The following is a 20,356-nucleotide window of genomic DNA, read 5'->3' as shown; positions in this document are numbered from 1 at the left end:
ATAAAATTCTCTTTTTACAAAATTGAAATGCAAAAGTAACTAAAATGAATATAATTAACAAGACTAAACACAAAATTTATCTATTAATACTTGTCAGTCTAGTCGCTCAGGCAGGAAAAAGTACTAATTGGGGATTTTTTGGCCATCGGAAAATCAATTTATTGGCTATATACACCTTGCCATCACCTCTACATTCCTTTTACCGCAGACATGCAAAAGAATTACAAGAAATGGCTGTCTTACCAGATTCCAGGCGATACATCTTAGACGAAGAAGCAGCAAGGCATTATATCGACCTAGATAAATATAAAATTGATCAAGTCAGTTTTAGCTCCTGGGAACAAATGTTGCGTCATACACCCGAAGATTCCCTGCGAAAACACGGAATCGTACCCTGGCATATTCCCATCGTTTATAAACGGCTTGTTTCCGCTTTTATCAAAAAAGATAGTCTTCAAATCGTTAAACTTTCAGCAGAACTAGGCCATTATGTCGCTGATGCTCACGTTCCATTGCATACAAGTTCTAATTATGATGGCCAAAAAACAGGTCAAGGCGGCCTTCACAGCTTTTGGGAATCACGCATTCCTGAACTTTTAGGAAACAAATTAGACCAATTCAGCGGACCTGCCACCTATGTTCCCCATGTTCAGCAATCGAGTTGGACCTGGGTTTTAGCATCCCATAAGCAATTGAATGACCTGTTCAAAATTGCATCTCAGGTAAGTGCCTCACTTAAAGAGGGGGAGAAATATAGTTTTGAACAAAAGGGGCAATCCCTAGTGAAAATCCAAAGCATAAAATACAGCCTAGCGTACCATAAAGCACTAAATCATCAAATCGAAACGCGATTTACGGCAGCGGTGAAACACGTAGGTGACCTTTGGTACTCTGCTTGGTTAGAAGCAGGCCAACCATCTTTCGAATAAATTTTGCAATTTTGCAAAATGAACTCGAATCCTTTTATTCAATTAAAACCGGGGAAAGACGCACCGGTTAAACGTTTTCACCCTTGGATATTTTCAGGAGCCATCGCAAAACAAAGTCCAAATCTTCAAGATGGGGATTGGGTAATTGTCTATAGCTCAAGAGAAGAATTTTTAGGAACGGGTCACTTCCATAACGGTAGTATTGCCGTAAAAATCATCTCGTTTCAGGCAATTGATTCGAAGAGTGAATTTTGGGAAAAACGAATCCAGAACGCCTGGGACTTACGATCCTTATTACCATTAGATAAAACAAATGCGTTTCGATTGATACATGGAGAGGGTGATGGCTGCCCTGGATTAATCATGGATTTGTACAAAGATGTGCTCGTTTTTCAAGCTCATACCATCGGTATGCACCGCGATCGCGATGAAATTATAGAAGCTATTAAGAAAGTATTAGGTAAGAAAATTAAAGCGATTTATGATAAAAGTCGTGAAACGCTTCCTACAGAATATGCCCAAAACTGCACTAATGGTTTTGTATGGGGTGAGGTTGCCGTTCCATATACCATTAAAGAAAATGGCCTATCCTTTTCCATAAACTGGATCACCGGACAAAAAACGGGATTCTTCATTGATCAAAGAGAAAACAGAGCCTTATTAGCAAAATATGCAAAAGGAAAATCAGTTCTAAATACCTTCTGCTATTCAGGGGGATTCTCTTTGTATGCATTAGAAGCGGGGGCCTCATCTGTCATTTCTTTAGACGCATCAGCAAAGGCGATCGATTTAGTGACGGCTAACATCGAATTAAATAAAATGCAAGGATTACATCATGAAGCCATCGTAGGTGAAACCCTACCCTATTTAAAGGCGAATGAAGACGAATTTGACATTATTGTGTTAGACCCACCTGCCTTCGCAAAATCAATGAATGCAAAGCACAAAGCCTTACAAGGTTATCAAAAAATCAATGAGCTTGCTTTACGAAAAATCAAGAAGAACGGACTACTGTTCACTTATTCTTGTTCTCAGGTAATCACACGAGATTTATTCTACAATATGCTGGTAGCGGCAGGAATAGCCGTAGGAAGAGAAATCCAAGTAATACACCAGATGACCCAATCCCCTGATCACCCGATTAACTTATTTCATCCGGAGAGTAATTACCTGAAGGGATTTGTACTTAAAGTACTTTAATAAAAAAGGCAGCTCGTGAGCTGCTTTTTTTATTAATCAACAAATCTGAAAAGTCGATTCCAACGAATCTTATTCAGAGAGAATAGACTCTTATTAGGATCAAGCGACATCCAAACAAAGAATGCCTTACCTACAATATGATCTGATGGAACAAAGCCCCAAAAGCGAGAATCCGCTGAATTGTGGCGATTATCCCCCATCATGAAATAATAATCCTGTTTAAAGGTATAAGAAGTGATCGCTTTGCCTTCAATAGAAATTAGGTAGCCAGCAATTTTAACGTCCTTATTCCCTTCATATTTCTGAATAGTCTCTCCATAGACAGCCACATTTTCTGGAGTCATAGGAACAGTCAATCCTTTTGCAGGCACCTTTAATGGGCCATAAAAATCACGATTCCATTTAAATAAAGTGGTGTCGTGAGGAAAAATATCAATAAAAGTCACCCCTTTAGGATCCTTAAATAAATTCGTATCAAATGATTTTTTAAATGGCAATGCTTGAATTTCCTCCATCATTGCTTTAGAAGTATTCAATTTATATCCCCAAAGTACATTTTGGGAATCTGGCTCCGCTAATGGCAACCAATCTGCTGAATCATAACTCGCATCTGGAGAATTACGGATACCGTATTCCTCAAAAAATTTCTCCTCTAAATTCTCCTTCGACTTCATAAAGATGGGATGTTGCATCCGAACTGGATTCTCCATCGCCTTCCCATTTACAACCACTTGCTGATCGCGCACCTCTAAAACATCCCCAGGAGTGGCCACACAGCGCTTTACATAAAAGGTACGTAAATCAACCGGCGCATCTCCATCTTCCTCATAATTAGGCACATTAAATACCACGGCATCCCCTTGTTTCACTGAAGAAAATCCAGGAAGACGATAAATAGGTAGATTTAACCAACGCAAATAGGATGGAATATCGGTAAACCAAATCTTCTGATGCGTCAATGGCAATTGCAATGGTGTTTTAGGAGTTCGAACCCCATAATGTAATTTACTTACGAACAGGAAGTCGCCCACCATCAGAGAACTTTCCATCGATGGCGTCGGAATGGTATAGGCTTCAAAAACAAAAAAGCGAATTAAGGTGGCTGCTACTACTGCAAATGCCACTGAATCAAGCCATTCTCTGAAAGCTGATTTTTGTTTTTTAGGGGTTTCTTTTGTTTCCTTCATCTTATTTTAACATATCATCCATACCTAGGACTCCTTTTTTATCTTTAACCCACTCCGCCGCAATCACAGCTCCTAAGGCAAAACCTTCGCGACTGAAGGCCTCGTGAGTTATTTCGATCTGATCTACTTTAGAAATATATTTGACGGAATGAGTTCCCGGCTTAGTGGACTCACGCTGCGACCAAATCGCTACTTCATTCGCCTCAGGTATCTCATTATTTACCCATTTGTCTTTAGACGCATAAGCACCTATAATACCTTCAGCAATCGTAATAGCTGTTCCACTAGGGGAATCCTTTTTTTCCACATGGTGAATCTCATTCGTATAAATATCGTATTCTTTATGCGGAGACATCAATTGTGCCATCATTTTATTCAAACGGAAAAACAAATTCACTCCAATCGAATAATTAGACGCATAAAAAAAAGTGGATTGCTTTTCCTTCGTCAAAGCCTCAATCTCTGCTTTCTTTTCTAACCAACCTGTGGTTCCGCAAACGACTGGAATTTGTTTATTTATGCAAGTCAAGATGTTTGCATAAGCGGATGCAGGATTAGAAAATTCGATCGCTACATCTACCTCCGTAGCTGTCAAAGCAGCTAAATCAGCTTGATTATCGACATCTATTTTTGCTATAATTTCATGACCACGACCTAACGCTAAACGCTCGATTTCTTTGCCCATTTTACCATAACCGATTAATACAATCTTCATCTTTATTTAAAATTAAATGATAAGGTGAGTCCGGATACCAAACTTTGGGAAAAAGGCTGGTAATCTAGTGTCGGTTTCACTTTAAGGCTTATATCATCTGAAACATCAAAAGTCTTCAAATGAGCACTCACATTCGCATCCACCACATTAAGCGTCCATGCTAATACCATACCAATGAAAGTATAGTCTCTATTTCTGCGATAACCATCGGTTAAACGCTTTAATTGATTCACATCTAAATCCCGTATCGTGCCATCCTCGTAAGGTACTGCCACCGTGGTAGGAGGAACATACTTAGGGTCATCTGGATGAGTAGAAACTTGGTAATAAAAATCTCTATATTTCGTATATCGAACATCATTCCAATTAGCGATCATTCCTAAAGAGACGAAAGCACCGGCCACTAAAGGTAACTTCCAATACTGCCGATTATACAATTGCCCCCAACCCGGAATCATCAACGATTTCAAAGTTGCTTGCCGTGGAATTATCTTATAAGGTTTAACTACAGGCTTAATTGCTAAACTATCCTTCAAATCCATAGAGGATAAGCTAAATGGCAGTAACAAAACTAAAAGCAAGTACCTAAAGTACATTATTGAACTTTGTTAAGAATGGTTAATAACTCTTCCTTCGATTTAAAACTTAATTTAATCTCCCCTTCTCCCTTTTCATTCATCTTTAGGGAAACTGGAGCTTTAAAAAAAGATTTAAGCGTTGCCTGCCATTCCTGTAAATCTTGGGCAGAAACTGTAGTAATCGAGGCTTGAGAAGTAGGAGTATCTATATGGCCAGATTGGCGAACCGCATCTTCTAAACGGCGTACGGACCAATCCTCAGCCATTGCTTTAAGGAATAAGGTATTCTGTAAAGTAGAATCATCTAAAGACACCAGACAACGCGCGTGGCCCATCGACATTTTATTATCACGGATAGCTATTTGTATGTGCGGTGGCAATTTAAGCAAGCGCATATAATTCGTCACTGTCGAACGATTTTTACCTACACGAGCGCCTAAATCCTCTTGTTTCAGATCGCATTCATCCATTAATCGCTTATAAGAGAGAGCAATTTCAATCGCATTCAGGTTTTCACGTTGAATATTTTCGATTAAGGCCATCTCGATCATCTGTTGATCATCGGCTGTACGAACAAAGGCAGGAATAGTATTCAATCCAGCCATTTTAGTGGCCTGGAAACGACGTTCACCTGAAATTATTTGGTATTTTTTGGCAGAAATCCTACGAACCGTTATAGGCTGAATAATTCCTTGAACTCGAATAGATTCCGTTAATTCTTGTAATGCTTCTGGAGCAAAATATTCCCTAGGCTGGAATGGGTTTGTTTCAATTAAGTCTAAAGCAATTTCATCCATCAAGTTCACTCCTTCTAGACTTCCTGCGAAATCAGATGGATGACGAGACTGGAAGCCACCACCATCAGAATCCTCTAATAGGGCACCTAATCCTCTACCTAAACCCGTTCTTTTCTTTGAATTTTCTTGTTTTGCACTCATATATCTTTACCTAGATAGTCACCAATAAACCATTTTTGCGAATAATTTCCTTCGCTAAATTTAAATAACTAATCGCCCCTTTACTGTCTGCATCATGTAAGATTGCAGGAACTCCAAAACTAGGCGATTCTGTCAGACGAACATTGCGGGGAATAATTGTCTCAAAGACCATATTTTTAAAGTGAGAATTTACCTCATTTACCACTTGATTCGATAAGCGTAAACGCAAATCGTACATAGTTAATAAAATACCCTCTATCACTAAGGACGTATTCAAACGAGATTGAATTATCTTGATCGTATTCAATAATTTTCCTAGACCTTCTAGCGCATAATATTCGCATTGCACCGGAATAATTACTGAATCCGCTGCCGTAAGGCTATTTATCGTAATTAGTCCCAAAGAAGGGGAGCAATCCATGATAATAAAATCATAGGAATCTTTTACCGCCTCTAGCGCATCTTTCATCTTGCGTTCCCGGTTATTTAGATTGATCATTTCAATCTCTGCACCCACTAAATCGATGTGCGAAGGAATGATATCTAAAAAGGGAACTTCGGTAGGTAAAATACTTTCCTGTACACTGGAAAGACCCACCATACATTCGTAAATGCTATTTTTTACCTCTTTCGGATTAAACCCTAACCCAGAGGTAGAATTAGCCTGTGGATCTGCATCAATCAATAAGGTTTTAAACTCAAAAGCAGCTAAACTAGCAGCTAAATTAATGGCTGTTGTTGTTTTCCCTACTCCTCCCTTTTGATTTGCAATTGCGATTGTTTTGCCCATAGGATATTAAACGAAATGAATTGACAATATTACAAAAAAGGTTTCACATCTGTCTCGAAATTAAATTACATTATTGTATCTTAACATCATAATTTCTGCAAACCTCTATGTCAACAAACAGTACATCTCACCCTAAAGGACTTTACTTTCTTTATTCCACGGAAATGTGGGAGCGTTTCAACTTTTATGGAATGCGTGCGATTCTATCCCTATTTTTAGTAAGCGCCCTTTCTTTTAAACAAGATGAAGCAGCCATCCTTTACGGAGGCTTTTTAGGACTTAGCTATTTAACTCCCATGTTAGGTGGCTACGTTTCAGATCGCTATATCGGAAATCGAAACAGCATCATAGGCGGGGGCTTTGCCATGGCCATCGGACAATTATTACTCTTCTCTTCTGCCAGCAGTTTTACCACAGATGTCCATTTAGCTACTAATTTAATGTGGGGGGGCTTACTTTTCTTGATTTTAGGAAACGGCTTCTTTAAGCCAAATATTTCATCGATGGTAGGTCAATTATATGCTAAAGGGGATAATCGTTTAGACGCAGCTTTCACCATTTTTTATATGGGTATTAATACCGGAGCGATGTTAGGGATGTTAGTTTGCCCGTGGTTAGGGGATGTAAAAGTGGATGGAGTAAGGGTAATCGAAGCATTCAAATGGGGCTTTCTAGCAGCTGGAGGTGCTATGCTAATCGGAACCATTTTATTTGCCCTACTAAAAGGAGTGTTTTTAAAAGCACCTGATGGGAGTGATATAGGTTTAGCCCCTACTTTCAGTAATAATAAAAACAACAGTGCTGAAACGGAAAAGGCAGAATTCTCCACTCAGTCAATTATCATATCAAGTGTATTATTTATTGGTTTAATTATTGTCTTTCATTATTTATTCATCACTGAGGTCGCCAATCCAATTAAAGACTGGATTTATCCCGTCATTTATTCTTCAGGTGTTAGTCTAGCCTTTCTAATTTTAAGAGATAAGACTTTGACTGCAGTGGAAAGAGATCGAATTTGGGTGATGTATTTTGTGGCCTTCTTTGTTATTTTCTTTTGGGCGGCTTATGAACAAGCGGGCTCCTCCTTGACATTTATTGCGGATCAACAGACGGATTTGAATTTCTTTGGGATACAACTACCTCCTAGTTCTGTCCAAAACGCTAACTCCTTTTTTATTATCATTTTAGCTTTTCCTTTTTCTTGGTTTTGGATTCGCCTTTCGAAAAAGGGAATTGAACCTAATTCACCTGGTAAGCAAGCCATAGGATTATTACTTTTAGCGATTGGTTATTTAATTATCGCTATGAAAGTGAAAGATTTAGGATCAGATAAGTTAGGGGTGATATGGTTATTCATTATGTATTTATTTCATACCATGGGTGAACTTAGCTTATCTCCTATCGGTTTATCCCTTGTTTCTAAATTAGCTCCTAAGCGCTTCTCCTCCTTATTAATGGGGGTTTGGTTTTTAGCCAATGCGGCGGGATATGCCTTAGCAGGAACTCTGGGAGCTTTATTGCCTCCAGCAACTGCTGTAGTAGGCCAAACGGTTTTCCCTAGTTTCTTAGGCTATGAGATCAAAAATCTCTATGATTTCTTCCTATTATTTGTCATAATGGCAGGTATTGCCTCTGTCATTTTGTTTGGCCTAGCAAATGGTCCTTTAAAAAGAATGATGCACGGCATCCGATAATTTATGAATACACACGATCATCATTTACACGAAAAACATTTAAAGAGTTCTGATTTCATTAGAGACATCGTGATCGGTATGTCCGATGGCCTAACCGTACCATTTGCCTTAGCGGCAGGTCTTTCTGGCGCTGTCTCATCCGCGAATATTGTTACGACAGCTGGTATAGCTGAAATTGTTGCGGGATCTATTGCGATGGGTTTAGGAGGTTTTTTAGCTGGCCAAACAGAACAAGAACACTACGAGTCAGAATTGAAGAAGGAATATGAGGAAGTAGAACGCGTGCCGGAAAGAGAAAAACAAGAAATCAGGGATGTATTCGAAGATTATGGCTTGAGTCCAGAAGCGCAAGAAATCGTAGTGGAATGTATTTCAAAAGATAAAGATAAGTGGGTAGATTTTATGATGCGTTTTGAATTAGGCCTAGAACGACCTAATCCCAATCGCGCTCGAAATTCTGCCTTAACTATCGGACTTTCCTATATAGTGGGAGGCTTCATTCCGCTTCTTCCCTATTTTTATGTGGATAAACCAGAAGAAGGACTGATTTATTCTGCAGAGGTAACCTTGCTAGCTTTAATGTTTTTTGGCTATTTCAAAAGCAAAGTAACAGGCCAAAACCCCATCATCGGTTCTCTGAAAGTAACGTCCATCGGTGCAGCCGCTGCAGCAGCTGCCTATTTTGTGGCTTCCTTATTTCAATAAGCAGAGACCGAATCATCCCCACGAGAATCTGCACCACCTTGCAGGTTTCCGTTAGGTAATACCAAAATTCCTTCCACTAGGCCAATAGCTGAAACGGGGGAAAAAGTATAGCCTTTTGCCTTTAAACGCTCTTGTTGTGCCTCTGAAAAACGGGCTGGTTCTGCCGTAATTTTATCCGGCATCCATTGGTGGTGAAAGCGGGGGTATTCTACGGCTTGCTGCATATTCATCCCCATTTCTAGGGTATTCAATACCACTTGAAATACACTAGTAATGATGGTTGCCCCTCCTGGTGTTCCCACAACCATCTTTAATTGTCCATTTTCTTCCACAATCGTAGGGGTCATACTGGAAAGCATACGCTTATTGGGTTGAATTTCATTCGCCTTTGAACCGATTAAGCCATAGAGATTAGGAGAACCTGCTTTGGCCGAAAAATCATCCATCTCATCATTTAATAAAAAACCGGCGCCACCTACGAAAACCTTGCTTCCGTATGAATTATTCAACGTAGTTGTGATGGAAACGGCATTCCCCTCCCCATCAACAATACTGTAATGAGTTGTCTCTGGACTTTCATAGCCTGGAAAAGCACCAGCCAGAATGTCTGAACTTTTAGATGCCTGATTAAAATTCATTTTACCCATTCGAGAGGCAGTATATACCGGATCAATTAATTCATTCACCGGAACTTTGACAAAATCAGGATCCCCTAACCATTTCGAACGATCAGCATATACGCGTCTCTCAGCTTCCGCCATCACCTGAAAGGTAGAATCAGAGTTTGGACCCCATTGATGAAGCGAATAAGGCGCCACCATCTGCAATAATTGAGCTAAAGCAACTCCTCCGCTACTCGGTGGCGGCATTCCAATAATCTGATAGTTCTTGTATTTACTTTTAATAGGCGCTCGCCAAACCGCTTGATAATTCTTCAAATCCTTTTTAGAGATCAGGCCATTTTTAGCTTTCATCTCCTTGACAATCAAACGGGCTGTTTGGCCAGCATAAAAACCTTTCGATTTCTTCTTCAAAATTACATCTAAAGTAGCAGCTAAATCAGCCTGAACTAAAAGATCACCGGCTTTCCATTCTTTTCCTTCTTCTGATAACAAGTAGTTCTTTCCTACATTTTCCTTCAAAAACTCTACTCGTTGGCGATTCAAACCTCTGGCCTCTCTCTCCGTTAATAGCAAACCCTTTCTGGCTAAATCAACTGCAGGCTGCAAAAGTACCTCCCACGGTAATTTTCCTAGTTTATCATGCATTTCTTGCATCCCAGCAACCGTTCCTGGCACACCTACTGAAAAAATACCCGTCATGCTTTTGCCTGGAATAATTTTACCATTTGCATCTAAGTACATATCTCTATTAGCAGCAGCTGGCGCTTTCTCTCGATAATCTAAAGCCTTAACATTTCCTGATTTATCTCGGTAGACTAAAAATCCTCCACCACCAATATTACCAGCGGAAGGATGACAAACAGCCAAAGCAAAATTAACTGCTACCGCCGCATCAATCGCATTTCCTCCTTTTTTCAAAATAGCCAAACCTATTTCAGAGGCGACCGGATGAGTGGAAACCACCATTCCCTGCTTTCCTTCTACTAAGGGTTTAATCGTATTTTGTGCAGAAATAAAAAATGGAAGAATTAAAAGAAGAAAAAACTTATGCATAGGTAGTTCGGTTTCAAATGAAATGTCAAATTAATAGAAATCGATGATTTTAGAACATTGCGTTAATAAAAATATAATTTAACTTTGTAATTATTTAAAGATTATTTAATTAAACAAGATACTAATAGTGGATATTTTCGAGAAGGTAGTTAATAACATGGGGCCAATTGGTGCACATGCACATTATTCCCATCATTATTTTTCATTCCCCAAGTTAACAGGAGAATTAGGTCCTAGAATGACTTTCATGGGAAAAGAAATGTTAAACTGGTCTTTAAATAATTATTTAGGACTAGCGAATCATCCAGAAGTTAGAAAAGCAGATGCGGATGCAGCCGCTAAATACGGCTTAGCTTACCCAATGGGAGCTCGTATGATGTCTGGTAATACAGACGAGCACGAAGAATTCGAGCGTCAATTAGCTGAATTTGTTGGAAAAGAAGATGCTTTCTTGTTAAACTACGGTTATCAAGGAGTCATGTCCCTAGTCGAATGCATGGTCGATCACAAAGATGTAATCGTATATGATGCGGAATCACACGCCTGCCTAATCGATGGAATTCGTCTGCATAAAGCTAAAATGGGTAAATACTATAAGTTTAATCACAATGATATGGATTCATTGCGTAAGAACTTAGAACGTGCTACAAAAATCACCAATGAAACGGGTGGAGGTATTTTAGTTATTACAGAAGGCGTATTCGGTATGTCTGGTAAGGTGGGAGCACTTGATAAAATCGTGGAAATGAAGAAAGATTTCAATTTCCGTTTATTAGTGGATGACGCTCACGGATTTGGCACGATGGGTGATAAAGGAAAAGGTGTGGGTGAATTCTTGAATTGCACAGAAGGTATAGACTTATATTTTTCTACGTTCGCTAAATCGATGGCCGCCATTGGTGCTTTCGTCGCTGCTCCTAAGGAAATCATCATGTATTTAAAATACAATATGCGTTCTCAAACTTATGCAAAAGCATTACCTATGCCATTTGTTATCGGTGGAATGAAACGCCTAGAGTTAATTAAGAAGCATCCTGAATTAAGAGAAAAATTGTGGGCTAATGTTCGCGCATTGCAAAAAGGCCTACAAGATAAAGGTTTTGATATAGGTGAAACGCAATCCCCCGTGACTCCCGTTTTTCTACACGGTGATTATGATATTACAGCTGTAACGAAATTAGTTCGAGACTTACGCGAAAACATGGGAATTTTCTGCAGCATTGTGGTTTACCCAGTTGTTCCTAAGGGCCAAATCATGTTAAGAATCATTCCTACCTCATCTCATAATTTAGCGGATATTGAATATACGTGTGATTGTTTTGCGGAGGTTCAAGAAAGATTGAAATCAGGCTATTACGCGCAATAATTGATTGATTAAACGGCTTTAAAGAAGAAAATTGTATTTTTTTGTATTTTTTTTCTGTTTTTTCTTGAATTTAATTTGCACAGAACAAGTTTTTTATTAAATTTCGCTTATTAATGCACTTTAGAGGGCATAAAGACAATCTAATATTATTTACACAACCTAAAAAACAATTTATCATGAGTAGATTTGCACAAGTGAAGGACTTAATTTTATCTTTAGAAGGAGATTTCGAAAAATTCTACGATAAAGGAAATCAAGCAGCTGGTACTCGCGTAAGAGGAGGTTTACAACAAATGAAGACTTTAGCACAAGAAATTCGTACTGAAGTTCAAAACAAGAAAAACTCAGGAAAATAATTTTTCCACCTCTTGAAGAAAAAAGCCCGATATAAATCGGGCTTTTTTTATGCTTAATTATTAAAAAAGATCCGCATGCATGGCTGAAGCCATTCCATCGACCATTATTTTTCCTCGTTCTAATTCAAATACTTGCGTAGAAATCTCGGCCGTATGCTTAGCAGGGTTCGTGCTTATAATTTCAAATCTAGCCTTATAGGTATTTTCCACAAAGAGGGGGCGCTTAAATTCTGACACCTGCTTTAAATATACACTACCCTCTCCAGGAAACTCCATTCCCATAACTTTAGAAAATACACTAGCGATTAAGGCACCATGAATAATAGGTTTCTTAAAGGGAGTTGAAGCTGCATAAGCTTCGTCCCAATGTAAGGGGTTAAAATCCCCTGATATTTTACAGAAATCATTTACTTGTTCCTGTGTAAACGAGAATTCGATCTCATACGAGTTTCCAACTTCTAACATAGATTGATCATTTTTAGTAAAATTAAACCAAAATTTGATTCTATTTTTGTGGAAATTTAAATTAATCACATGATTCACTTTATTCTTAACCCTAATTCCGGAACCAATTCTCCGCAAAGAAGGGCACGAATAGTAGCAAATCTACGGGCAATACCTAATTCGAAGGTTTGGATAACAGAACATGTGAATCATGCCTCAGTTTTAACTAAGCAAGCCGTTAACGAAGGTGCAAAGAAAATCATAGCGATAGGTGGTGATGGAACTATTAATGAAGTTGCATCGTCCTTAATATATAGTTCCATCCCACTAGGAATAATTCCCATGGGGTCTGGCAATGGACTAGCGAGGCATTTAGGAATCCCATTGAGCTTCACAAAGGCATTAGATCGAGCCATCAATGGCCAGCAGATTACAATCGATGCGGGCAAATGGAATGATCGACCCTTCTTTTGTACGGCAGGACTAGGTTTCGATGCCTATGTCGCATCCCATTTTGCTTCCAGAGGTAAAAGAGGTTTTCTGAATTATATATATTCAAGTCTGGTTTTACTTTTTAAATATAAGCCCATTAGTATAAAAGAATTTGGCCCCGTTTTTTCCTTTACCGTAGCTAATGCAAATCAGTTTGGAAATAATGCCTACATATCCCCAAACTCTGACCTTCAAGATGGATTATTAGAGGTCATTCGTGTAAAACCAAGCAATCTTTTCCATATTATCTTTCTTGGAATAAGTCTATTTTCAAAGAAACTGCATCTAAACAGTCGAAGCGAGGTTTCAACAGTAACCTCACTCACTTTTCATACAACCATAGGTATCCCATACCACTTAGACGGAGAAAGTTTATTAATTGAAAATGAAAAAAATTTGGTCTCCATTTTACCGTCTAGCCTACTAGTTGTAAAATAATTTTCTTATACTTTTTCAAGGAAAAGAATGAATTAAGCACACTAAATTTGAACAATTTTTAGAAGCAAATTTTTAGCCATTTTTTTTCGAAAAAAAACTGGATTTATTTTTGTTTTCAAATTTGGAACGACATCTTATTTTACTATTTTTGTCTCCCCGCTTAAGAAAAAACTATTCGTTTTTCTTATTAAGAACCAGTAGAACTTATAAATAATTTAAACCAGGTGAATCCCTAAAAATTCACCCATACAACCGTTCGACCAATATATTAATGCAAATCGAAGTTAGAGACTTGTGGAACCAATGCCTGAATATCATCAAAAATGATATATCGGAACAAAGTTTCGCAACTTGGTTTGCCCCCATCGTCCCGCTTAAATTCTCAAACAATACTTTAACCATTCAAGTACCCTCTCAATTCTTCTACGAATGGCTGGAGGAGAAGCATGTTTCAGACCTTAGAAAGGCAATTGATGTCACAATAGGTCGTCAGGGAATGTTAGAGTATTCCATTGTCATCGACAAGGGTGATCGCAAGAATCCACCTATTACTTTTAACCTCCCTCCTACTAATCAAGCTCAAAATCAAACAGATAAGGCGCATAACTTTCCGAACCCTGCGAAGAGCCCATTTGAGCTAAAAAACTTAGATTCCTTAGAATTAGATTCTTATTTAATTCCAAAATATACTTTTGATAAATTTATCGAAGGGGACTGCAATCGTTTAGGTAGAGCTGCCGGCATGGCAGTAGCTAATAAGCCTGGATTAACTGCATTCAATCCCCTTATGATTTATGGTGGAGTGGGCTTAGGAAAAACACACTTAATTCAAGCCATCGGTAATCAAATTAAAGACTGCTTTCCAGATAAATTTGTTCTTTACGTTTCTACTGAAAAGTTTACTAATCAATTTGTGAATGCCATCCGAAATAATTCAATCGAGGCCTTTACTAACTTCTACTTACAAGTGGATGTGTTGATTATAGACGATGTGCAATTCTTATCAGGAAAAGAAAAAACACAAGAGACATTCTTTAATATCTTTAATCACCTACACCAATCAGGAAAGCAAATCATTCTTTCGTCTGACCGCGCTCCTAGAGATCTGGCAGGAATGGAAGATCGTTTATTATCTCGATTCAAATGGGGTTTAACGGCTGATTTGCAGCAACCTGATTTTGAGACAAGAATTGCCATCATACAAAAGAAATTACAGGAAGACGGTATTCAAATAGATTTTGATGTATTAGAATATCTAGCACATTCCATTCAAACTAATGTTCGTGAATTAGAAGGAGTCATTATTTCATTAATGGCGCAAGCATCACTTACACGAAAAGAAATTGACCTTGAATTAGCAAAGTCGACTTTGAAGAGTATTGTAAATGAGCAAGAGAAAGAATTAAGTGTTGAGAGCATTTTAGATGTGGTGACAAATCATTTCGATGTTGATTTAGATACGCTTCGTGGCAAATGCCGTAAGAAAGAGAATGTATTTCCTCGTCAAATCGCAATGTACATGCTTAAAGAGCTTACAAATCTTCCACTCAAATCCATTGGCTATCATTTCGGAGGACGAGATCACAGCACGGTTATACATGCTGTTCAAGCAGTATCTGAAGCAATGGAAACGGACAAAACCGTCGAAAAAACGATACGAAATTTATTTACCCGATTTAATCTAAAGGGTGTTTAATAAAAAAGAGGCAAAAAATAATTTTTGCCTCTTTTTTTATCTAATTGGTGCTATTCTGCAATAACCTCTTTATCTAGTAAAGGACTATCATCCACTTTCACCTTGGCTTTAATCTTCGCTTCTAGTTCATCCATTAATTCCGGATTATCTTTGATAAGATCTTTCACCGCATCACGACCTTGACCTAAGCGGTTTCCATTATAAGAGAACCAAGAGCCTGACTTATCAATTACTTCTAAATCAACACCCAAATCTAGAATTTCTCCAGCCTTAGAAATACCTTCCCCATACATGATATCGAATTCTACCACTTTAAAGGGAGGTGCTAACTTATTCTTCACCACTTTCACACGAGTTCTATTTCCGGTAATGGAATCTGGACTTTCCTTAATTTGACCTGCACGACGAATATCTAAACGAACTGAGGCATAGAATTTCAACGCATTACCACCGGTTGTAGTTTCTGGTGATCCAAACATGACACCAATTTTATCACGTAATTGATTAATAAAGACGCAGCAACAGCCCGTCTTATTGATCGTACCTGTTAATTTACGTAAGGCTTGTGACATCAAACGAGCTTGAAGACCCATTTTAGAATCCCCCATCTCCCCTTCAATTTCCGCTTTAGGAACTAAAGCAGCCACCGAGTCAATAACAATAATATCAATAGCACCAGATGAAATTAGATGCTCCGCAATTTCAAGAGCTTGCTCACCATTATCTGGTTGTGAGATCAATAAATTTTCACAATCAATCCCTAATTTCTCCGCATAAGCACGATCAAAAGCATGTTCAGCATCAACAAAAGCAGCTAGACCACCCGCTTTCTGAGCTTCAGCAATCATGTGCAAGGTTAAGGTTGTTTTACCAGAAGACTCAGGACCATAAATCTCCACCACGCGTCCTCTAGGCACACCACCTATCCCTAAGGCTAAGTCTAATCCTAAAGACCCTGTTGAGATAACAGGAACGTCCATTACTTTACTATCTGATAGACGCATAACGGTACCTTTCCCGTAAGCTTTATCTAATTTTTCCAGAGTAGTTTGTAAAGCTTTTAACTTTTCAGCCGCTAGGCCTTGTGCATCACTAGCTTGTTTCGCCATTTTCGTTTTTTATCTAAAAATTTAAGGGGCAATCGAGTATATTTGTTTTATCGTTTGGCCTATACAAAAATAGAAAATTGCCTCTAATTTTTTATACAAACAATTGATAATATATTACGCTTTGGCATGAAATATCAGACTCTTGTTATTTTTCTATTCATATGTCCATTTTTGAGCCTTTACGCTCAAGAAAATAGTCCTTTAGTAGCCGGAGAAAATTTAAAATACCGGATACACTTAGGTTTTATTAATGCCGCGGAAGCTACTATCAAAAGTAGTGCTGGAACGAGTCAAAATGGGGATCGATCGCTGCGTAAAGTAGAAATTGATGGAAAAACAACGGGTGTAATCGAATTATTTAGCCCTTTACGTGATTACTGGTCAGCTTTAATCGATACCCAAACCTTATTGCCAGTCAAAACAGAAATGCGCAAACGAGAGGGACGCTATAGAAAAGAGGAAACGGTAATCTATCAAATGGATAAAGGATTTGCTCGTATCACGTCCCCACAGAATAAGCCAGTAACGACGACAATGGCAGGACCTAAAGATCTTTTAGACCTAATTTCCGCTTATTATTTTTTACGCAGTAAACCCGTTTCTGACAAAAAACCCGGCTCACGCTGGTCAGCACAAGTTTTAGTGGATAGCAAAATTTATGAGATAGTTCTAGTGGTTAAATCCAAGGAGATTATCGAAACAGAAGCGGGGAAAAAACCAAGTATAAAAACGAACATTCTATTGCCTAAAAACAATCTATTCAAAGACGAAGATGCCATCCGACTTTGGATAAGTGATGATGAATACCAAGTGCCTTTGAAAATTCAAGTCAATTTGAAAATCGGTTACTTGAGCATTGACTTAATCGATTACAGCATTTTAGGAAAGAAAATCTATTTCCCTAAAGCCTCTTTATAAGCCGCTAAAACCCGGGCGCGCGCAAATTCATGAATCACTATAGGGGCAGGATAAGTAAATTCTTGTAATTCAGGAACCCATTTTTTGATGTAGGCTAAAGATTGATCAAACTTCTGCGCCTGCAAAGTCGGATTAAATACACGGAAATAAGGTGCTGCATCACAGCCACAGCCTGCCGCCCATTGCCAGCCACCATTGTTCGCGGCAAAATCAAAATCCAATAATTTTTCAGCGAAGTAAGCTTCACCCCAACGCCAATCAATCAATAAATGCTTCACTAAAAAACTAGCCACTATCATCCTGACTCTGTTATGCATAAAACCCGTTTCATTCAACTCCCGCATCCCAGCATCTACTATCGGATAACCGGTCTTGCCACTACACCATGCCTTAAATTCCACTTCGTTATTACGCCAGTTCATGCGATCATATTCTTTCCTAAAGGAGTGACCTGCGGAAATATGAGGGAAATGATGAAGAATATTAAAATAAAAATCACGCCAAATTAGCTCATTCAACCAAACCTCCGATTTGCCTAGAGCTCTGCGAACTAAAGAACGAATGGAAACCGTACCAAAGCGTAAATGAACCGAGAGTCTGGATGTTCCTGGTTTGGCAGGAAAATCACGGTCCTGAGCATAGGACTTAATCAAATCATCCTGCACTGAATTCTCAGGAAAAGATAATCCTGAGGGTTGGAATCCGATTTCTGATAAAGTAGGTACCTTAAACGTATCAGACACATAATTTGAAAGGGACGACGATGGATATTCCGGCAAATTAGTTTCAGCTAAGAGTGCTTTCCACTTTCTTGAATAGGGCGTAAAAACAGTATAGGGTGTTCCTGCGCCTGATAGTACTTCGTCTTTTTCAAAAACAACTTGATCTTTAAAGGTGCGAAAATCAATCCCCTTCTCCTTTGCTAGGTCTTTAATACTTGCATCCCGTTCTAAACCATAGCGCTCGTAATCATGATTCGTATAAATGCTGACAACATCCCATTGATTAAAAATCTCCGTAAAAATAGCTAAAGGCTTACCGTGCCTAACACACAAATGACCACCTACAGCCACATTAAGCTTTGAAATAGCTTGATGTAAAAACTCGACTCGACTATCAGATGTAGAGGGCAAGCGATCGAGAATCTGGGTATCAAAGATAAAGAGAGGGAGAACTGGGACTTCGGAGGACAAAGCTTGGAATAATCCATGATTGTCTTCTACTCTTAAATCCCGTCTAAACCAAAAAATGGAAACTTTTTTCATACTCTATGTATCTTAAAGGGCTAAACTACGTAGATTCTATATTGTTTCAAAGATTTACCTTGACAAGCCCCCCTTCAATATGGTATATTTGTAAATTATAAAAATTCAACCCCTCTGAGAATGAAATTATCTGAATTCAGATTTGATTTACCCCAAAATTTAATTGCCCTTAATCCTACTGAGAATCGCGAAGATGCGCGCATGATGGTGATTAACCGTAAGAATAAGACGATTGAACATAAGAAATTCACAGATATCATTGATTATTTTGGCGAAGGTGATGTACTGGTAACAAACAATACAAAGGTTTTTCCTGCTCGTTTATACGGAAACAAAGAGAAAACGGGTGCTCAAATCGAGGTATTTTTATTGAGAGAACTAAATAGAGAACACCGTCTTTGGGACGTATTAGTAGATCCTGCACGTAAAATCCGCGTAGGTAATAAATTATATTTCGGCGATTCAGATTTAGTCGCAGAGGTAATAGATAATACCACTTCACGTGGCCGTACCATTCGTTTCTTATATGATGGGGATCACGAGGCATTAATGCAGACTATCCACGAATTAGGAGAAACACCCCTTCCAGACGAGATTCGTTTAAAAAGAGCGGCGACAGAAGATGATCGTGAGCGTTTCCAAACTATTTATGCTGAGCACGTAGGTGCTGTGGCAGCTCCTACAGCGGGTTTACACTTTTCTAAAATTGTGATGAAGCGCATGGAGTTAAATGGAGCTCAATTCACGCCGATTACGTTGCACGTGGGTTTAGGTACATTCCGCCATGTAGATGTGGAGGATTTGACCAAACACAAAACAGATTCAGAACACTTTATGATCGATAATTCAACTTGCAATTTTGTAAATGAAGCGATCGACAATAAAAAAATGGTATTAGCCATAGGAACCACGGTAATGAAGGCCTTGGAATCGTCTGTTTCTGCTAGCGGTCACTTAAAACCGATCAATAGCTGGACAGATAAGTTCATCTTCCCTCCTTACGAATTTAAAATTCCTACGGCTTTATTAACGAATTTCCATTTACCAGAATCGATCCTATTAATGATGGCATCGGCTTTTGGTGGACATGAATTAATCACGGAAGCATACAAACAAGCCATCAAAGAGAAATACCGTTTCTTCTCCTATGGTGATGTAATGTTAATCATCTAATAGAATTAATCGGGTTTGCTTTGAAAAAATATGCCATAATTGTCGCAGGGGGCTCCGGTCAGCGTATGCTAAGTGCGATCCCTAAACAATTTTTGCTTTTGCAGGGCAAACCCGTTTTATATCATACCATTTCTGCTTTTTATCGAGCAGATCCGCAGACGGAAATAATCGTCGTCTTGCCCAGAGATCAATTTGACTTTTGGAATTCATTGATCAGCGATTTGCCTATTATTGCCCACCGCTTAGTCGAAGGAGGTAATTCTCGCTTCCAAAGCAGTGGAAATGCAATTCAAACCATCGAAGATGACGGATTAGTGGCCATTCACGACGGCGTTAGACCATTAATAGATCCGGAATTAATTACAAAAGGATTTCAATCAGCAATAGAAAATGGTAATGCCGTATTAGCCGTTGCCTCTAAAGATTCCGTTCGTATTTTAACTGCGGATAATTCGCGCTACGAGCATTTAAATAGGGAGTCTATTCGATTGATTCAAACACCCCAAATATTCGCTTTAAGAGACTTGAATGAAGCTTTTAAACAAGCGTATTCGGAGGAATTTACAGATGATGCCCGAGTGGTAGAATCTATTGGAATAAAAATAAACCTAGTAGAAGGATCTTATAAAAATATCAAAATCACCACACCGGAGGATTTACTATTAGCTGAGGTCTTAATGAAATAAG

20 protein-coding genes are annotated in these 20,356 nt (G+C 38.6%); 11 read left to right on the top strand and 9 right to left on the bottom strand.

Annotation, left to right across the window (positions count from 1 at the left end; translation table 11 throughout):
* Positions 1–44: 44 nt before the first annotated feature.
* The gene (locus tag ACST14_RS00960) at positions 45–929 is read left to right on the top strand and encodes a zinc dependent phospholipase C family protein (protein WP_459459652.1); all 885 of its coding nucleotides are present in this window, start codon (positions 45–47) and stop codon (positions 927–929) included.
* An 18-nt stretch (positions 930–947) separates the two neighbouring features.
* The gene (locus ACST14_RS00955) at positions 948–2,129 is read left to right on the top strand and encodes a class I SAM-dependent rRNA methyltransferase (RefSeq protein WP_459459650.1); all 1,182 of its coding nucleotides are present in this window, start codon (positions 948–950) and stop codon (positions 2,127–2,129) included.
* 32 nt (positions 2,130–2,161) lie between these two features.
* Here the strand turns inward: ACST14_RS00955 and lepB are convergent, their stop codons facing one another.
* From lepB to ACST14_RS00930, 5 genes are read right to left on the bottom strand one after another with little or no spacing between them, the layout of a single operon-like run.
* A complete protein-coding gene (gene lepB, locus ACST14_RS00950) occupies positions 2,162–3,316 on the bottom strand; it encodes a signal peptidase I (protein ID WP_459459648.1) in 1,155 nt (384 codons plus the stop codon).
* Position 3,317: 1 nt separating this feature from the next.
* A complete protein-coding gene (gene dapB / locus ACST14_RS00945) occupies positions 3,318–4,031 on the bottom strand; it encodes a 4-hydroxy-tetrahydrodipicolinate reductase (RefSeq protein ID WP_459459646.1) in 714 nt (237 codons plus the stop codon).
* Between the two features lie 2 nt (positions 4,032–4,033).
* Positions 4,034–4,573, bottom strand: a complete 540-nt coding sequence (locus ACST14_RS00940) for a DUF5683 domain-containing protein (RefSeq protein WP_459459644.1) — start codon at positions 4,571–4,573, stop codon at positions 4,034–4,036.
* A 53-nt stretch (positions 4,574–4,626) separates the two neighbouring features.
* Entirely contained in the window at positions 4,627–5,547 is a 921-nt protein-coding gene (locus ACST14_RS00935; protein WP_459459642.1) for a ParB/RepB/Spo0J family partition protein, read from the bottom strand.
* 10 nt (positions 5,548–5,557) lie between these two features.
* Positions 5,558–6,337 (bottom strand): ParA family protein, encoded by a 780-nt coding sequence (locus ACST14_RS00930; protein ID WP_459459641.1) that lies wholly within the window; start codon positions 6,335–6,337, stop codon positions 5,558–5,560.
* Positions 6,338–6,444: 107 nt separating this feature from the next.
* Here ACST14_RS00930 and ACST14_RS00925 point away from each other — a divergent pair, with 107 nt between their 5' ends.
* Entirely contained in the window at positions 6,445–8,031 is a 1,587-nt protein-coding gene (locus ACST14_RS00925; RefSeq protein WP_459459640.1) for a peptide MFS transporter, read from the top strand.
* 3 nt (positions 8,032–8,034) lie between these two features.
* The gene (locus tag ACST14_RS00920; RefSeq protein WP_459459639.1) at positions 8,035–8,736 is read left to right on the top strand and encodes a VIT1/CCC1 transporter family protein; all 702 of its coding nucleotides are present in this window, start codon (positions 8,035–8,037) and stop codon (positions 8,734–8,736) included.
* Here the strand turns inward: ACST14_RS00920 and ggt are convergent.
* On the bottom strand, positions 8,730–10,412 hold the full coding sequence (ggt, locus tag ACST14_RS00915) for a gamma-glutamyltransferase (protein WP_459459638.1): 1,683 nt from the start codon (positions 10,410–10,412) through the stop codon (positions 8,730–8,732). The two genes, ACST14_RS00920 and ggt, sit on opposite strands and share 7 nt — an antisense overlap.
* A 127-nt stretch (positions 10,413–10,539) precedes the next feature.
* Here ggt and ACST14_RS00910 point away from each other — a divergent pair, with 127 nt between their 5' ends.
* Together ACST14_RS00910 and ACST14_RS00905 are read left to right on the top strand one after the other, a co-directional pair.
* Positions 10,540–11,778 (top strand): aminotransferase class I/II-fold pyridoxal phosphate-dependent enzyme, encoded by a 1,239-nt coding sequence (locus ACST14_RS00910; protein ID WP_459459637.1) that lies wholly within the window; start codon positions 10,540–10,542, stop codon positions 11,776–11,778.
* 176 nt (positions 11,779–11,954) lie between these two features.
* The gene (locus ACST14_RS00905) at positions 11,955–12,134 is read left to right on the top strand and encodes a histone H1 (protein ID WP_459459636.1); all 180 of its coding nucleotides are present in this window, start codon (positions 11,955–11,957) and stop codon (positions 12,132–12,134) included.
* A 60-nt stretch (positions 12,135–12,194) separates the two neighbouring features.
* Here the strand turns inward: ACST14_RS00905 and ACST14_RS00900 are convergent, their stop codons facing one another.
* Complete coding sequence (locus ACST14_RS00900; protein ID WP_459459634.1) at positions 12,195–12,599, bottom strand: MaoC family dehydratase; 405 nt, start codon at positions 12,597–12,599, stop codon at positions 12,195–12,197.
* Positions 12,600–12,668: 69 nt separating this feature from the next.
* Here ACST14_RS00900 and ACST14_RS00895 point away from each other — a divergent pair, with 69 nt between their 5' ends.
* Both ACST14_RS00895 and dnaA read left to right on the top strand, forming a co-directional pair.
* The gene (locus tag ACST14_RS00895) at positions 12,669–13,508 is read left to right on the top strand and encodes a diacylglycerol/lipid kinase family protein (RefSeq protein ID WP_459459632.1); all 840 of its coding nucleotides are present in this window, start codon (positions 12,669–12,671) and stop codon (positions 13,506–13,508) included.
* Positions 13,509–13,779: 271 nt separating this feature from the next.
* On the top strand, positions 13,780–15,204 hold the full coding sequence (gene dnaA, locus ACST14_RS00890; protein ID WP_459459630.1) for a chromosomal replication initiator protein DnaA: 1,425 nt from the start codon (positions 13,780–13,782) through the stop codon (positions 15,202–15,204).
* 50 nt (positions 15,205–15,254) lie between these two features.
* On the opposite strand, the gene recA is transcribed toward dnaA, so the two are convergent.
* On the bottom strand, positions 15,255–16,313 hold the full coding sequence (gene recA, locus ACST14_RS00885; protein ID WP_459459628.1) for a recombinase RecA: 1,059 nt from the start codon (positions 16,311–16,313) through the stop codon (positions 15,255–15,257).
* 126 nt (positions 16,314–16,439) lie between these two features.
* On the opposite strand from recA, the gene ACST14_RS00880 reads away from it, so the two are divergent.
* Positions 16,440–17,231, top strand: coding sequence for a DUF3108 domain-containing protein (locus ACST14_RS00880; RefSeq protein WP_459459626.1), 792 nt, complete (start codon positions 16,440–16,442; stop codon positions 17,229–17,231).
* Here the strand turns inward: ACST14_RS00880 and ACST14_RS00875 are convergent.
* On the bottom strand, positions 17,207–18,496 hold the full coding sequence (locus ACST14_RS00875; protein WP_459459624.1) for a cryptochrome/photolyase family protein: 1,290 nt from the start codon (positions 18,494–18,496) through the stop codon (positions 17,207–17,209). The genes ACST14_RS00880 and ACST14_RS00875 overlap by 25 nt on opposite strands.
* 120 nt (positions 18,497–18,616) lie before the next feature.
* On the opposite strand from ACST14_RS00875, the gene queA reads away from it, so the two are divergent.
* On the top strand, positions 18,617–19,669 hold the full coding sequence (queA, locus tag ACST14_RS00870) for a tRNA preQ1(34) S-adenosylmethionine ribosyltransferase-isomerase QueA (protein WP_459459622.1): 1,053 nt from the start codon (positions 18,617–18,619) through the stop codon (positions 19,667–19,669).
* A gap of 20 nt (positions 19,670–19,689) precedes the next feature.
* Entirely contained in the window at positions 19,690–20,355 is a 666-nt protein-coding gene (locus ACST14_RS00865; RefSeq protein ID WP_459459620.1) for a 2-C-methyl-D-erythritol 4-phosphate cytidylyltransferase, read from the top strand.
* Position 20,356 lies beyond the last annotated feature (1 nt).

It is taken from the genome of Aquirufa sp. A-Brett2-15D, assembly GCF_054558735.1.
This window is presented reverse-complemented; position numbering and strand designations above follow the sequence as displayed.